This window comes from Candidatus Melainabacteria bacterium (assembly GCA_003963305.1).
Taxonomy (GTDB): Bacteria; Cyanobacteriota; Vampirovibrionia; order Obscuribacterales; family Obscuribacteraceae; genus PALSA-1081.
In genome coordinates, this window is sequence record RXJR01000004.1 from 1 (window position 1) to 16,166 (window position 16,166).

The following is a 16,166-nucleotide window of genomic DNA, read 5'->3' on the forward strand; positions in this document are numbered from 1 at the left end:
TTCAGTGGCCGCGATTACCGATGTGAGTGGCCGTCAAGTGTGTTCTCGATGGCCGCCTGTTCTCGTTGCGGGTGGTCGCCCTGGCGCGAAATTCACAGACAGAGTTTCGGATTTTTCTGCGTGGACTCTGATCGCGCGCTGCGAAAGGGGTTCCTAGCGCATACGATTGTAATCCTATACGATGTGAGTGGATCATCATAGCGAGCTTTAGATGCACAACCAGGGTGATGACGTGACGCCTGACTCTGTAAAACGTCTCAAATCAGTGACCTACTGCGCTCTTTTGTTGTTGACTCCATCCGGGATAATGTGCACGGGAAAGGTGATAGCGCTGTCTGCGATGATAATGCCAAAGACCCTTGGGAACTTCGAATCGACTGCAGTTCCAGTATTTTAAATTGGAACGAATTTTTCTATCTTCCTTCAAAAAATTACAAAGCCCAGGAAGGCGGTTTGGTGTAAAAGCACGGCGATTGGGCCGATTACCACGAATAACCCCTCGGCCACGCCTGACAAAAGTTCTGATCCTTACTCAAAACAAACGTGCGTCATCGACGTCAAGTTCGGTGTACTTCCGTATTTGAGTTTCTGCGCTCTCCATGCCAAGTCTCACCGGGTCATGCATAAGCTTGGTGTAGATTTCAGTCGACGCCATAGACTTGTGTCCTAACGCTTGGCTAATGATCTTTATGTTTTGATTGCTCATTGCCATATAGCTTCCTAATGTCCGACGCAAATCATGCAATCTCAAATCTGTTATTCCAGCTTTCTTTAGCATCCGCCGCCAGGCTTTCATCGGTTCAACAAGATGGGAGCCCGGTTTCTTCCCTGGAAATACCCAAATGTTTGTGCGTGCTTCCCAACGTCGTCGAAGTAGATCCATAGCAGAAGAGGTCAACGGCACATAATGAGATTCCTTGTTTTTGGTTTTCGGAATTCTCCAAACCGCGAGCTGAAAGTTGATATCCTCCCAGCGCATCTCAAGCACGTTAGTTCGTCGTGCGCCCGTGTACAGACTGATTAAAACGTAGTCCTGGAATGTCTCATCTTCTTGCTTCAGCGCCGCGAAGAACGCGTTCATTTCGTTGGGCATAAGGAAACGTTCGCGCGGTTGGATCTTGTTCTGTTTTACGCCCGACCATGGGTTAGTCTCAATGACTCCATTCCGTATGTTCCAGTTCAGAGCCGCTCTCATCAAAATCAGTAAATGATTTGCCGCCATCGGTCCGTTTTTCTGTCTCACTGCATTGAAGCGCGAAAGAACATCAAGTTTCGTAATTGAGGTATGTGGTCGGTTTCGCCAATCCCACACGTATCGCTTAAAGTCCTTGCGCATCTCTTCATGTCTTATGCAATGAATTGCAGCATGATTACTTATATACAGCTCAAACAACTCGTAGACAGTTGGAATTTTAGGCGCTTCAACGGGGTCGGTGCACATCAGCGACTCTTGCAGTCGTTTTTCCGTTGGCAAGATCAAGCTTTCGTTCGCGATGTTGAAGAGAACTTCGCTAGCCTTCTTTCGAGCTTGCTCAATGCTCATCTCAGGATAACGGCCAATGTACACGCGAAGTCCTTGCCCCTTAACTTTGCGCCGCACGTAAAACGACAGATTCTTGGTGCTGCGTCTGACTGTTAAATTCCTAATTTGTTCGTCGTAAAATTCAGCCTGGTCTGGTGACTTTGTTATTTCATCCAGCCTCTTCTGTGTGAAATTGAATCGCTTAGCCATGATGCTTGCCCCGCATTGCTACACCACGAGATGTTCAATGGTGCCGAAAGAATAATGATGGAGCTGGAATGTTTGACTGAAGTATGCGAAAGTTGTTCAGGACACTAAGAGGACACTTTGTACAGAAAATTTCATCAATCAAGAGTGAATTTGATAAACATTAGAATCCAGCCCTAAAGCCAGTCTACACCGAAGAGTCGCAAATAAGCAACGTCTCCAGATGTCACCATATACGATACTAGTATTTTTCGTAAACCGTAGGTCAGGGGTTCGAATCCCCTCATCGGCTAGGTTTTTAACAATCAGAGCCGGCTAATGCCCACAGGCGAACTCACTATGGCGACAAGGATGTCGCAGTGTGAACCAAACTGTGTATCCTCGAGAACCTTGCAAGCATCAAACAATGAGGACATGATCCCCCAAGCAGGTCGAAGCCATTTATCGACGCTGGTAAAATGCTCAATCCCAGAGATCGCAGCTCGTGGACGTTGCCAAAACCTGAAAACTGTAAGTGATGGACGCCTGTTCGGCTAGTCCTTTAATTCCCAACACTTTTGCTTTTCGCAACCGGCACCCTGCTATTCCGCATAGTTTCTAAAAGTTGACGTGGTCTGTTCAATGCTTGATTTAACTGCATCTTGTCTTGTGCAGTCAGCACATCCGCGTGCTGCTCTTTCAGTTTTCGCTTTAATTTACTAAACTCTTTCATCTCTTTATCAAGCTGTGCCGCCTGTTTTGCGGTGATTTCGCCTTGGTTTTTTGCGACATTCACTTCACTCAAAAACTCTAATTGTTGTTCATCAATTTGATCAGCAATGGCATAAGTTGAAGAGCCAAGTAAAAACAGAGCGCACACAATCGCCTGGTAGTTGTATTTGTTTGTCATTGTCATTCTCGATAATCGTCTCTAGTGTAGTCATTTTTTGGTGGCATTCACATGTTTTTGCAGAAAAATTGAAAACTACAATTCAGCACATGCTTGCAAAAGTGCACCAATGCGAGCCTTTTGCGTCTTAGCCACTTGTGAGCGTGTGGGATCTTGATGAGTGCCAATGTCGTTTGCGCACAATAAATGTGAACAAAGTTTAGAACCAAAACTCTGGCAAAACTCTCCGACTAGCCTAACGCAAAAGCTCAAATTATGTGTGCAATGTTCGTGTAGGCACGAAGATCACAAATTGCCTTCTTTTTCCCTCAAAAACGGACTTGCGATGCAGTTTTCGAACGTTCACTGTTGCTCAGATTAGATAAAAAGTGACTGTAAATATTGCTCCTTTCCCTATAAACACCAGTAAACCTCGCACAAGCAGCAAAACTCTCGGAATGTGATAGGGACCACACTAGTTGGCCGGTGAATCGCATTTAAAATTGGCTGTTAGCCGGCCAAAAACGATGCGAATATGTACCCGAAAGCTTTTCGGAACAACATCCGAATCATGTGAGGGGTAATATTGGGAGCTGAAAAGTTTTACGCAAAGCGTGGAATTACTTTCAAGAGTACTGCCATCTACTGGGACGAAGATGGCCATGTGCCAGGTGTTAAAAGCAAATTCAAGGTTTGGGGAAATCAGTGATGAATGATGCTTTATCGAATCTAGTTTCGACACTCCAGCAGTGGGAGTGGGTTACAGAAGAGCAATTACTTGGATGCACTAATGAAGAGATAGCAGCATTGGAAGAACAATTTGCAGTGTCGCTTCCGGTCACGTACAAAGAGTTTCTTACAGTAATGGGAAAAGGTGCTGGACGTTTTGAGCGAGATGCTTCCTGGAAATATCATGCACTGAAACATGCCAGGGAGGAAGCGGAACACCTTCTTGCCGACATAGAGAGAATAAGAGGAGAAGAAGAAGAGGAACAAGATAACGACGAAAACGCTGACAGTACAGATGCGTCTCCCAAAACCCTAAAGCCGCTCGTTCCTCTTAAACCAACGGATTTTGTCTTTTTGTGCGGCAGCTATAACTTCTTGTACTTCGATACCACAAAAGGTGACAACCCGCCGGTCCAATTGATTGAAGAATCTGAGGATGAGCCCAACACAACGTTTCCCTCATTCACCAATTGGCTCGAAGTCGTCGCACATTATGTCGCAAGAAACAGCAAAATTCTGAAAGACAGAAAAGCTGAATTGAAAGCGATGGGGATTGGTGGGGATTGACCAAAAATGACGTCACTGCATAGAAGTTGGCCAGAAAGCAATTCTGGAATGTTTCCGCCTGGTCCTTGAGAGCACTGAAAAATGCACTAAATTCTGAACCGCCGAAATCTTAGAATCGCTCCCGTCGAACTTTCATTTAAGTCCACGTTGCTCATTCAATACTTGCTAGACCATTAACTAGCAGGAGTGCGGAGAAACTCAAAATAAGGAACTTGTATTTCATAGACAGGCAACTTAAATAATCGCATTATGTGCCCTAACTCAATATTTTCCATCCTGACTCAAAATAGACTAATAGCCAAGAACCCATCTCAAAATCATGGCACATAAGTAGGGTGCCTTTTCAGATGGCGCTTTGCCGCAACGGATCTTCGCAATCCACGTCTTTCTCTACGAACTTCTTGTCGAGTGCATCAACTCCAAATTTGATTTTGTATTCGCGTTCAGCTTTCGTTATTGGTATCAGCCACAAAAAATGGACTTTCTTTTTTTCTATATTTGCCCATTGAACCTTGGCACCCTCCATCGTCGACAAAATGCCATAATCGCATCGAGATCCTGGTAACCATGGCCTTCCGAAATTGACTGTATGCCCACTGTCGAGATGTTCACCGGTCAAATGGAAGTGCGCAATAGCATAAAAGAGTTCGACTAATTCCGGCGCCTTCTTTGGCGAGATCAAGAACACTTCGATCGGTTTCGAGTCGCCAAATGACATGCCGCAAGTAGCGTATATCCATACTTTACTCTTGCTTCCAGGGGGGACTTCGAAGACGCAGAAATCGTTGGGTAACTGATGTACGGGACCTTTGTCGAATTTTATTGCAGTAGCTGTGCTACCAAAGGCTGTCTCGTAATGCTTTTGAATTTCCAGCGAACGTGGTGACAACATGGCTTCAACTCGCATAAATGTGGTACCGAAGGCCAAAAGAAAAAGACTAGTTAAAATCGCACGATTCAATAGCACTCTATAGTTCCACTTGCTGACATTTATACGGTACCAGCTTTTTTGAAGAAGCGCGACATATCGTCTGGGCGAAGAAAACGCTCCCGAGCCTGGTCAACCATCGATTGAGTGGATGAAATCTTTGCGGCTATTCTCCTAACAACTCATATTGCCTGTCCGATGATGAGTATTTACTCTTCCGCAATTTGAGATATCCTTTTACGACGAGATCATCAAGTACAGTCTTCACGCTTCTTTCTGTATGCGAGCCCATAGAGCGAGACTCCATGAACCACTTGAGCCTCCAGGGAGTCAAAACTTTTACACCGGTAATAAATTCCTCGACGTCAACTTCAGTACCATCGTTCTTGGATACGAATCTAACTCCTGTTCCGTGTCGATTAAACAACCAGTCTCCTCCGCGGAGGCGGATGCACCCTTGTGGAGGTATAGCCTTTGATATAAGCTTATCTGGGTCGGCCGCCGCAGGATATTCTGAAAACAGTTGCTTGAGAAGGGCTTCTTGTAACTCCAAGAATTCCCGCACAACTGGGACCATGCTTTCCAATTCTAAGTGCAATTATCGTCCACCCACATAAAACAAACTCTAACACTACCAAAAACCATGAATCATTATCTTTTCAAACTTAGGAAAGCGACATCCTATCTAAATTTCACCCAGACCAAAACTTTCAGGTGTTGAAAGGGAAATAAATCGTATTCCAAATATCAAAAACGTTTGTTATACACGCGTCAGTACAAAGAACTGCATTCGGAGCGTCTTTCCCACCGAATGGTATTAAGACGACAAGAAGAAAACATGGGTCATTTTTATCAACTCTCAAAAGATTCGCTCGTTGTTCCGCGGTTACAGCTCTTGCCTGCGCCTGCGAATTCTTCTGTGAATCATCATTCAAATATCGCAACTTCCTCAGCGTTTCCAGATTTATCATTGATAGGTTTGCAGGATCAATATCAACTGACAGCACGTAAAAATAAAAGCTGTGTCTGCTGAAGTAGTCTCGACTCTTCTCTAACAGCGATTCGTTCTCTATAAGGAACAGTCCGTGAGATTTGCAGAGCAATTGAATTTCCCGCAAAATCTTGTCAAAACACTTAGATTCAATTTTTTGATACAACAACCAGTCAACGTCCTGATAGCGAATATTTGATTTCGCGTGCGCGATCAACGGATCTGATTCGGTTGACATGGATCAATACACATCCAATGGCGCTATGACATCAGCATAACACGTTTGTTTTCCGGTCATCGTTGCGCTTCCGCTTAGGGCTCGAGTCTCGTGCCATCAATAACTCAAAAATAGTTTTTCAGCTGATCTTCACTAAAAAGTCAGTAGAACAGTGGCAGCTGTACAGAGAAAACCAATGCCACTAATGGACTTCTCAAAATTCCATAAAATCAAAGACAGGAAGCAAAAACTATAATTTAAGGGTCTTTATTCCTTTGTCGCTTTTTAGCAATGCGTAAGAGTCTTCGAGCTCACTTATCTTTTCCAATCCTCTTATTTCAGTTAGGACTACCTGCGGTTTTACATAGCATCTTATGTTAATTACGAAATGACCATTTTCAAAAAAGTGATCCGCCACAAACCCATACTCTGAACTCTGTAGCAATTCATCTAACTGGTCCTGCAACCGGACAAGATACAACCGTCCAACATCCGTATTTAACTCGTCAGATAATTTACAGTGTAGTTCAATTTCTGGTAATTGCTTTTGCGGTTTGCGATTAAAAGTTAACTCGTCCATCCTTAAAATAGCCTGAGTCAGCAACTCTCTTTGCTTAAGAGCCATATTTGGCAATAGTTCTAACAATGGGCGTGAATTCAACTTTAATGTTCGACAAACGTGCAGAGCCATTATAAATAGAGTTCTGGTGAGCAGCAGTTGAAGGTCTGATTGATTTAAACCCAACCAAGAATTTCTGCTTACCGGAAAGGTAATGCGCAATCCAAGTCCTTGAGCGTCACGTGCCTCTCGATAATGTATTGAAGGTAAATGGGCAAACACAGTGGAATCATCTTTTCCAGGAACGTAACCGTCTATCATGAAGTGAAAGCAAATGTTTTCATATTTAGTTTTATTCGAAAAATCGGTTGCTTCAAATGCTTCAAGAACTGGTTCAAACAGGGGTCCGCAGCTTAGGGCCGTTGTCATATTTTCGTCTGAGAATTCTGGCGTTGCAATTATTGTATACAGGTTGTCAAACTTCATACAGGACCTCTGAGCGAAGGAGAGCGAGTACCCGGCGGAGCCGTGCTGATGTAGGTGTACGAAGGAATGGGACTCCTCAAGTTATTGCCATTAACAGGTGTGTTCGAAACCTGAAAAGCATATGCTCTCTTCCACGCAAAGTCTGGAGATTTCTTTGATGACACCAGACAAATGGAAACCTGCCAGCTAGCCTGAGGATTGTCGAACGGACACACAAAAGAAACATGTAAATTGAAGAGTGAAATAGAATCATGCAACTGTGGATCCACCGGAGTCTAATCAAACCGAGACGATTCGGCGCAAAAAACCTGTGCAACACGGGATATCTACTTGATTTGAACTTTAGTATATTCCTTGGCGGTTATAAGGGTGGCCTGTACATTCTGCCATCCGGTCATCGGTAGGTCTTTTAAGGCAGTTAACGCCTTGTTCGGCGCGTCATAACAATTGCAAAATACGGTGAACACATTATTGCCCACCTCGTGCCCTTCCACATAACCGAGTCCTGTTGCCTGCAAATGTTCATCAATGGCGTCTTCCAATCTCCAGGACGGTCGAGGATCCGTGTAATAATTCGTCGTCTCAGTCATCTCAAATTCTACTTCTAATTCATTTTTCTGTTTGGCAACACGTCTATTGTAAGTAAGAGTATCTAGATTGCGCAATTCCAGTTGAATTTTACGCCTGTCTACTTCATCAACCTGCGTTTCTAATAACTTGAGTAATCCACGGTAATTGAGTCGCAAATATCGGCACGCATGTACACCGGCAAGAAACAACTTACAAAAAAACAAGTGCTCCAGTTGACTCGGAGCGGCAATGTCTATCCAATCTTCTCTCTTGATTTTGAGGCTCACCCACAAAGCATTACCATTTTCAGTTCGACTCTCTTTATAGTGAATGTCTGGAAGATCATGAAAGACAGTGTCTTCTTTTCCTGGCGAGAAGCCGTCAATTTGAATAAAGAAATTGACAAAATTGTATTTAGTCCTTTGAGCAAAGTCACTTAATTCAAAGGCGTCTAGAATGCGATTAAGGCTTGGTTTCGCTGCAAATTCAAATGCTTTCCAAGTTGGTTCAGCGCAAGTGACGATATTATATTGTGTTTTTTCTGCCACGATTCCAAATCCTATAGTGAACCTAAGAACAGGGCAATGTAATCAGCATCATTCCTGCGCTCACGCATCAAATCTATCACTGCCAGCGCCTCATGCTGATCCCAGACATTATGCTTCCGCACGAATTTTGGGAACAATAGCAATACTGATTGGCATTTATGATTCGCTCGTACGCTTTTATAGTGATCCAAAAATCCTTATACAATTTTATCAAATTCCTGAAACAGCGACAGATTCGACCATTAGGAGTAGAACTGAATCTTCGGTGTTTGTCCATGTGTCTACTTCTTGGGGGAAAGTCCAAATTCGGATTTGGACAGGCAGATCACATGTGCAAGAAAAGAACATTTTAGGCTATGTAGAACACAAAGCATTAATACTAAACATCAGGTATGCCAAATACGTACCTAAAAGCTTAAGCAAAAGAAAATTGAGTTCAACTGTCGATCTGAAAGTTCGACTTAGCGATGCGAAACAAGGAAAGCGCGGCGAAGCACAGTTTGCACTTCGCAGTTAAACAAGCGCTATATCATCCTCACCGGCATAAATGACTATTCTCGTAGCAGCTTTTATTGCCTGTCCCAAGATGTAAATTCAACTCGAAGAGGTTGGTGTGTCCAATGAATGTTTGTCTTTGTCCTTTGACCTGTTTTTAAAAGCGTCCGCCAGATAACGCAATGTCTTTTGATGCTCAATCTCTGCCTCAACGAAATTATCAAACTGCGGATTATAAATAACCTCTTCTGTTGGCAGGAATTCAAGAACTGGCTCATCGCCGGCAGGGGACGGCTCGAAGTTGCCTGTCAACAGAATCCTTTTCTGTAGAAAGAGCGCCAACCGCTTCAGTAAGGCTAAAAGATTTTCTATTGATTCTGAGGTCTGGTAATCACACGGCTCGATAAAAATTCTTATCTCATTCGACAAGTGGAAATACATACGAAATTCTAGTCCAGCGATTTCACAAATAATCACCGCACCGGATCCGACCAAATTACTCACCCAGGCTTCCGTTATCTCCGTTGGTAAGTCTTTGAGGGCTCCGGATCCCAATTGCAGCGTAATTGAATCCGCTCGATCTTGAAAAAAATGTACGGACTGTTTGAAATCTGAATCCGTAACGTGTGGAATACGCAACATCCGCACGTCACGGTCGTCAATGAAAATTGAACTGTACTTGTGCATGAAATATGCTACTTGCGAGCCGAAATAGGTGTGGGGCTGAAATAGGTGTGGAACCGGATTATGATTAAATCATATTACACCCAAACTACCACAGTCTTCCTTTCCACTGAGAGATTGTCTGAAAGATCTGAAAGTGTCTCAAATACATACATCAACGGCTTTGTCGTACTACAAAAAATGATTTCGAACTGATACCGCCAAAAGAAAGTACCCACGAACGCCTCTTAGGTGTTCGTAGGTTCAATGGAAATTCGAATTCTCTCCTTCATTAACAAGAGTGCCGTATTTGAACTCCTAATTGAAAATCTAACTATTACACTGATCAACTGAGCCAGTAACGACAATCCTAGGGCCTTCCGTAAAATGAAAAGTAGAGTGTACTCTCAACTTTTTTGCAACTTGATCAGGGCTAAGAAATTCTATTTTTACACCAGAGCGCGTATCTCCGGGATAAATCAAACCGCCGCTGAATGTCACATAACAGTCCCAATGTTCGTTTTCAATCAACATTGGACACTGATATCCACTTTTGATTGGTCCTCTTCTTCCGCCTTTCGCTACGAGAGTAATGGTAGCTATTATCGAAAACATCATTTCATTCTCCATTCGCTAATATGAAGCTTACGGGAGCGGCGAATTATTATAGATCTTTGGAATCAATCCAACCAGATCTTCACCTTCAACATAAATCGTCTGTATTACCGAATTCCACGTGTCATGCCATCCATACGATGCAAAGTCACCTATGAAGAGGCGAGCATCAGTACGATGTGCAATTCAACAACTTGCAGCCTAAACTCACAATAGAACCTAGTGCGAAGACAGCAATTGTTATCCGCCAAAACTTAAGACAGCATTACTTATGACACGTAGTGAAAATAAGTCGATGTTTTCGTAATTAATTCGTCTGACGACGAATGCAGTTAGAGCCAGAAAACCGCTCAGGACAACGGACACAAAGAAAAACTGTTACTGGACAGATCGACGCGATCGCGATTGAGTAACTCTTTTAAAATTGCATCGTGGTTTCATACAAGATCAATTTTCAATTCAGTAAGAGTGAACGAGGCGGAAATGGCTGCCACCAAATGACATGTCACCTTAATCTACAACTGAGGTATGATCCCGAACAGGGGGAACACCCCCATGCAGTGGGTAGGATTGAATGTTTGCGGTCATATACAACTTTAAAGTGCGGCAGGGACAAGAGCAAGAGTTTGAACTGGCTTGGTGCAAACGCACGGAAGAAATAAAAAATACATACGGAGGACTCGGGTCACGGTTGCACCGGGCTTCGGATGGCAGATGGATTGCTTACGCGCAATGGCCGAGCCGTGAGCGCTGGGTGGCAGCCAGCAAGGACGCAGGAGAAACCACCGAAGCCCAGCTAGCCATGCGTGCAGCTTGTGAATCTGTGGAAACGCTTTTTGAACTGGACGTGAGAAAAGACCTTTTGACAAAACATGTTTCGGAATAACAGCGAACTACAATGCTAAGCTAGGCATTTCGACACTGATGAGCTTGATTATTTCTTGCCCCGAAGTTACTTATATTCGACACACTTTGTTCTATAAGTTCGTCTGACAAGACTAAAACCAGAGCACACGTTGATGAAGGGCGCGGACGGTATAACTCTAGCGAAAGCGCATAGGGTATAAACAATGTAGAACAGCAGTTGGCACCGCAGCTACTAGCTATGAACGGTGTATGCAAATTGCTGAAAATAATCACACCGCTTGCCTGGAAAAATGCTCAAAGGATTCCGTCGTGTATCTCAGTTCAGCCAGCAGACGACTAAAATGCACGCTGGTGTTGAGCCTGATCGCCTCATCAATAACACGCTGCGCAGCCGCCGAACCAGCACTCGACAGGCGGATTGTCGACTCACCCTATTTCACGCAACTGGTTGCGCCTGAGCACTGGGACCCGACCACACCATTGCCTACAGATTCCGAGCAACTCCACCAGCGAGGGTGCGCCACTGGATTCGACGTGAACCGATTTAGAGCGGCAAACTTGGCCAATAGCAGACACTTTGCAGAAGCGATCCAAGAATGGTCAACAGAAATCGAAAAACTGCGAACAGTGAGCTCCTTTCTCGATAGAGATGAGGCCTTTGCCTTAATAGAAAGAGCCAGGCTTTATCAGCATATCGGGCTAAAATCTGAAGCGTTAGCTGACGTCCAGGAGGCGTCTCAGCTAACGAATTTGGACGAAGCATGTCGACTGAGGCTAGCATTGCTCTCGATAGAGTTAGGAGAAAATCGCTTAGCTGAAGTGTTAATGTCGAAAGTGGGAGACCTCTCCAACTCACACCATAAGCCCATTCATAAATATGTTTTAGCAGTGGCGCAGGAAAAAAATGGAGAAGTAGCCACGGCAGTAAATTCGTTCATGGACGCAGCCAAGCTGTTTGCTATCGACGGTTCGACCGCCTGTGCACAGGCGTGTATTGATGCGGCATCCGGTCTCGATACAGGTAGCAGACATACCAAAATTACAATCCACGACTTGGCGCCACCGATGTCAAATCACAAGAGAACTCTCCATCTTCTTGAAGCCTTAGCTTCACGCAACGACATTTTTGAAACAGGTGTATTGGAAGAGCTGTGGTCGGCCGTCGGTAAGGAAGGTACCAGCAGAAAACAAACTTTGTCGAAACATCAAGCAGCTCGCGATTCTAATGAAGTGCCAAAGCCTGAAATCGAAAAACTGGCTAATGGACAGCGAATTTCGATGTGGCTCAAACCAGAAGTTTGTGTTCTGACCAGCGCTGAACTGGAACATCTGTTGGGTAAACCACTTCCTGAGTACGATGAGAAACACACGGAATATCGAGGCTCCAAAGTTTACAAAGTACCCGCAGGCTTGCTGGTGCTGGTCTCGAGAGTGGGCGGCTTCAACGCAATATGGTTGGCGCAAGTTTATTCTGCCGACACGGTCTATCCGCAACCCAGGCAACCAATACCATTTTTTTCAGCCGAGTATCTAAACGACCCGTTCTTTAGGACATCTCTTGCTCGCGCTGGCCAAAATAGTTTAAAGGTCTATGCGGGCCTCATTGAGGATACTCTTAAGAAAGATCCAACCAATGTGCAAGCACTGACTTACAAAGCCGAAATCGCAGCGAAACAACACGACCTCGAGCAGGCTGTAACTGCAATAAATCAAGCAATAAAATTACAATCCGCACAATCGAAAAATGCTACTCAGATCAGCGCAGACACTGGTAATCAACTTCTAATGGACAAGGGTAATTATCTTCTGGAGCAGAAAAAATTTGCGGAAGCTTTGACTATTTTTGAACAAGCCTTTCCGAAAGAGCCAGAAGCAGATCAACTCTATCAGAGGGCGAAAGCAGAGATCGGAGTTGGGCAGTATGAATCTGCCAGAAAAGATTTATCCGAGGCCGTTGACAGATATTTTTTCTGGGGACGCATTAGTCGCAGAGACGAGGCACGCAAACTACTCGCTGACATAAGCGCACTCGTAAAAGATCACGCTGCTGCAGAGGCAGTAGTCACGACACAATCAGAAATTATTGAAAGTGAGCGCAATAAAGCAAAAGAATTTAGGGAACAGGTAAACGCTGCGAGTCGGCTGAAAAATGAAGAGACGCTGCACCGCCAACAATACTTGATAAACGAAAGATGCAAGGATGTACTGATCGCCATGTCGAAGGGTGCGAACAAACCGCTAAAGTTGACTGAGGCATTGGTCGACTTCGCAAGAACCGCTACCGAGATGAAGCAGCTGTCGGCGGCCAGAGCGTCACTCGATAGAGCGATACAAGCATATTGCAGCTACGGCCCAATTTCAGAATATGACGACTGCACGGTCTCTCTGATAAAACAATTGGTCATATTTCCAGATGCAGAAATAGGAGAACGTTTGCGCAAAGTTGCGACGCGTTCTGAACCATTCTGCGACGACGGAAACTTTCGAGAAAATCATGACAGTGCTTTTAAAGATCTCATCATGCAGTATCGCGAAGATCACCAAATCGCTTTACTGCGAATAATGATTGATATCCGAGAACGGCAATCAAAAGGTCCGAAAAACTCTTCAAAGATTTGGCAGGACAGGCTTAAGTACGTTGAAACAGAATGCGCCAAACATCCAACCAACGTCTTAAGACCGAACTCGTGGAGCGCAAGAGAACATAGATACACTAACCGCGTCATTCCCGGAATCTCTGAAAACTTTGATGCATCGCTCAATGCAATTTCCGAAATGGAGCGCCTGATACATCAGATGGACAGCAATTCAGAACGCAATACGAGCCTGATAGCAGATTGGAAGACTTTTGTTCTTAGACTAAACTGCGGACCAGAACTAAAGCAAATGCTGCGATTTGCCGGTTGCCTTGCGATTGCGAACGGCTATCTGCAGAAATCAGCGCCAAAACTAGCCGCTGACAGCATTCATGAAGGTGTGAACAATCTACTTGATACAGATCTTGATTGCCTTACAAACAGCCTGGCGGGTTTACGCTCAGCCGCAGAACTGAATCATGATTTTGTGCTTGCTGAATTAGCCTACGAGCAAGCACTGGATAAGCTCGCCGCCGCTGAGACGATCAAGCCAACCACAATGTTGGAATTGAAACTCAGTCTTGCAGAGCTTCTTATGAATCATGCAAGAGCTTTGTCAGATCAAGAAAAAGCTCGCGAATATCGAGAGCGAGCCGCAAAGCTTTTTGACGAATGTGAATCAAATCAGTTTGATAAAGATACGCTGCCAGAATCATATTCAAAGACGAAGATGGCAGTGAGGCGAATGATTGCCATGAAATACCCGGCATTGCAGAAATTAGACCTGCCCCAGGGCGAAATAATATACCTGGAAACTGACGCCAATAAGGAAGTTGTAAATTATATAGAGATTGGATCGCGAAAAATAATTGGGAGAGGACCGGGCGAAATAACTTTAGGCCGTACAATCGAAATTCTCGTTGATGGGCGAACTTTAGACGAAAAAAGTTTTGAGCAATTGGATGCCGGTAATCTCGCGGAAGCAGAAAAAATTCTCATCGCAGCGCTGAGAGCGAAGCCTACGGCTGCGACGTTTGCGATGCTTGGCGAGTGCTGGTTTTTGAAAAATGAAAAAAGCAGTGCGTTGCAGGCGTGTCTGATGGCACTGGACTTGGACAGGCGCAACGCACTGGCGATAACGCTGAAGCACCTAATCCGAGGCGAGGCGAGAACTGACAAAACTGAAACACTTACACTGCGGGCAGCATTGGCAAAAAACTCGAAAGAGAGTGCGGTGACTCAGGCATTATGCTTGGTGGCACTTCACAAAAACATGCAGGCACGACAGATTTTGATGCAGTATCTGCGGAAGCAGCCAAAATCTTACTTAGCAAAACGGCTAATACGCACCTTGAGGTTAAGACCACTCAGCAGCCGGCCACAGCGAGCAAAACTTACGCCGTAACAGACGTTTTCCGTTTTTCCATCGGCACGTACGGACGCTCTTCAGAACCGGTGTAAATCTGTCTCGGGCGTGCGATCTTTTGATCGTCGTCAAGCAGCATTTCTTCCCACTGCGCCAACCAACCTGGCATCCGACCCAGGGCAAAGAGCACTGTGAAGTAATCAGTAGGATAACCCATTGCTTGATAAATCAAACCTGAGTAGAAATCGACATTGGGGTACAACTTGCGCGAGACAAAATAATCCTCCTCCAGAGCAATGCGCTCCAATTCAAGAGCGATTTTGAGCTTTGGATTGAGACCGGTTTGATCGAACACCTCATCAGCGATTTGTTTAATCAACTTTGCGCGCGGGTCGTATGACTTGTAGACGCGATGCCCAAAGCCCATGAGGAGTCTTTTCCCTTCCTTGACTTCCTTAATGAAGTTTGGAACATTCTGAACCGAACCGATTTCATCGAGCATTTTGATCACCGCTTCATTGGCGCCCCCATGCAGAGGACCGTAAAGCGCCGCAATACCGGCAGAAACAGCGGAAAACAGATCCACATGCGAGGAGCCGACGGCGCGCACTGCACTGGTGGAACAATTCTGCTCGTGATCGGCATGCAGCACGAACAAAACTTCCAGAGCCCGCTGCAACACTGGGTTTGGTTTGTGGCGCCCGCCAATGCTAAAAGTCATGTTGACGAAGTTACCAACATAATCAAGATCGTTGTCAGGAAAAACAAATGGAAGCCCGCGTGAGTGGCGAAATGAAAATGCTGCAATCGTAGGTGCCTTTGCCAGGAGGCGCACCCGTTGCAAATAGCGGTTTTCTGGATCACGAATGTTCTTGGCGTCTGGATAGAACGTAGATAGAGCACTAACAGTACTGAGCATCATCCCCATGGGATGCGCGTCATAGCGGAAGCCCTCCAGGAACTTGGTAATGTTCGTGTGTACGTAAGTGTGAGTTTTGATCTCATCAGTCCAGCGATCGAACTGCTTCTGGTCCGGGAGTGCGCCTTGATTGAGCAAGTAGGCAACTTCAAGAAAGCTAGCCTTCTCAGCCAGTTGCTCAATCGGATAACCTCTATAGCGCAAAATGCCGCGCTCGCCGTCGATGAAAGTAATTGAGCTGCGGCAGGCAGCAGTACTCATGAAGGATGGGTCGTAAGTCATAAGCCCGAAATCCTCGGCATCGACTTTGATTTGCCTGAGGTCGTTAGCCCGGATAGTGTTGTCAGTTATCGCCAACTCATATTTTCGCCCCGTACGATTGTCGGTAATTGTCAGCGTTTCATTATTCACAGGCCGTCCTCTAAAAGACATCGATAACACATGGGAAGTATAGCAACACTCAAAGCCATCTT

General features: G+C 45.0%; 12 protein-coding genes. 3 read left to right on the plus strand and 9 right to left on the minus strand.

Annotated elements, in window-relative coordinates; genetic code table 11:
• Positions 1 to 532 precede the first annotated feature (532 nt).
• Both EKK48_04250 and EKK48_04255 read right to left on the minus strand, forming a co-directional pair.
• Positions 533 to 1,732: a DUF4102 domain-containing protein gene (locus EKK48_04250; protein RTL44470.1), complete on the minus strand. Its 1,200-nt coding sequence runs from the start codon at positions 1,730 to 1,732 to the stop codon at positions 533 to 535.
• Positions 1,733 to 2,270: 538 nt separating this feature from the next.
• Complete coding sequence (locus tag EKK48_04255; GenBank protein RTL44471.1) at positions 2,271 to 2,618, minus strand: hypothetical protein; 348 nt, start codon at positions 2,616 to 2,618, stop codon at positions 2,271 to 2,273.
• 687 nt (positions 2,619 to 3,305) lie between these two features.
• On the opposite strand from EKK48_04255, the gene EKK48_04260 reads away from it, so the two are divergent.
• Positions 3,306 to 3,893: an SMI1/KNR4 family protein gene (locus tag EKK48_04260; GenBank protein ID RTL44472.1), complete on the plus strand. Its 588-nt coding sequence runs from the start codon at positions 3,306 to 3,308 to the stop codon at positions 3,891 to 3,893.
• Positions 3,894 to 4,236: 343 nt separating this feature from the next.
• Here EKK48_04260 and EKK48_04265 read toward each other — a convergent pair whose 3' ends face one another.
• From EKK48_04265 to EKK48_04290, 6 genes are all read right to left on the minus strand, one after another.
• The gene (locus EKK48_04265; protein ID RTL44473.1) at positions 4,237 to 4,800 is read right to left on the minus strand and encodes a suppressor of fused domain protein; all 564 of its coding nucleotides are present in this window, start codon (positions 4,798 to 4,800) and stop codon (positions 4,237 to 4,239) included.
• A gap of 187 nt (positions 4,801 to 4,987) precedes the next feature.
• Complete coding sequence (locus EKK48_04270; protein RTL44474.1) at positions 4,988 to 5,248, minus strand: hypothetical protein; 261 nt, start codon at positions 5,246 to 5,248, stop codon at positions 4,988 to 4,990.
• Positions 5,249 to 5,531: 283 nt separating this feature from the next.
• Positions 5,532 to 6,050 carry a hypothetical protein gene (locus tag EKK48_04275; protein ID RTL44475.1) on the minus strand — a complete coding sequence of 173 codons (519 nt, stop codon included), beginning with the start codon at positions 6,048 to 6,050 and terminating at the stop codon, positions 5,532 to 5,534.
• Positions 6,051 to 6,279: 229 nt separating this feature from the next.
• Complete coding sequence (locus EKK48_04280; protein ID RTL44476.1) at positions 6,280 to 7,074, minus strand: hypothetical protein; 795 nt, start codon at positions 7,072 to 7,074, stop codon at positions 6,280 to 6,282.
• Positions 7,075 to 7,400: 326 nt separating this feature from the next.
• Complete coding sequence (locus EKK48_04285) at positions 7,401 to 8,192, minus strand: hypothetical protein (protein ID RTL44477.1); 792 nt, start codon at positions 8,190 to 8,192, stop codon at positions 7,401 to 7,403.
• A 594-nt stretch (positions 8,193 to 8,786) separates the two neighbouring features.
• Positions 8,787 to 9,374: a hypothetical protein gene (locus EKK48_04290; GenBank protein ID RTL44478.1), complete on the minus strand. Its 588-nt coding sequence runs from the start codon at positions 9,372 to 9,374 to the stop codon at positions 8,787 to 8,789.
• 1,165 nt (positions 9,375 to 10,539) lie between these two features.
• Here EKK48_04290 and EKK48_04295 point away from each other — a divergent pair.
• Positions 10,540 to 10,851, plus strand: coding sequence for an antibiotic biosynthesis monooxygenase (locus tag EKK48_04295; GenBank protein RTL44479.1), 312 nt, complete (start codon positions 10,540 to 10,542; stop codon positions 10,849 to 10,851).
• A 290-nt stretch (positions 10,852 to 11,141) separates the two neighbouring features.
• Positions 11,142 to 14,813, plus strand: coding sequence for a hypothetical protein (locus tag EKK48_04300; protein ID RTL44480.1), 3,672 nt, complete (start codon positions 11,142 to 11,144; stop codon positions 14,811 to 14,813).
• Here EKK48_04300 and EKK48_04305 read toward each other — a convergent pair.
• Positions 14,803 to 16,125 carry a citrate synthase gene (locus EKK48_04305; protein RTL44481.1) on the minus strand — a complete coding sequence of 441 codons (1,323 nt, stop codon included), beginning with the start codon at positions 16,123 to 16,125 and terminating at the stop codon, positions 14,803 to 14,805. The genes EKK48_04300 and EKK48_04305 overlap by 11 nt on opposite strands.
• Between the last annotated feature and the right edge of the window lie 41 nt (positions 16,126 to 16,166).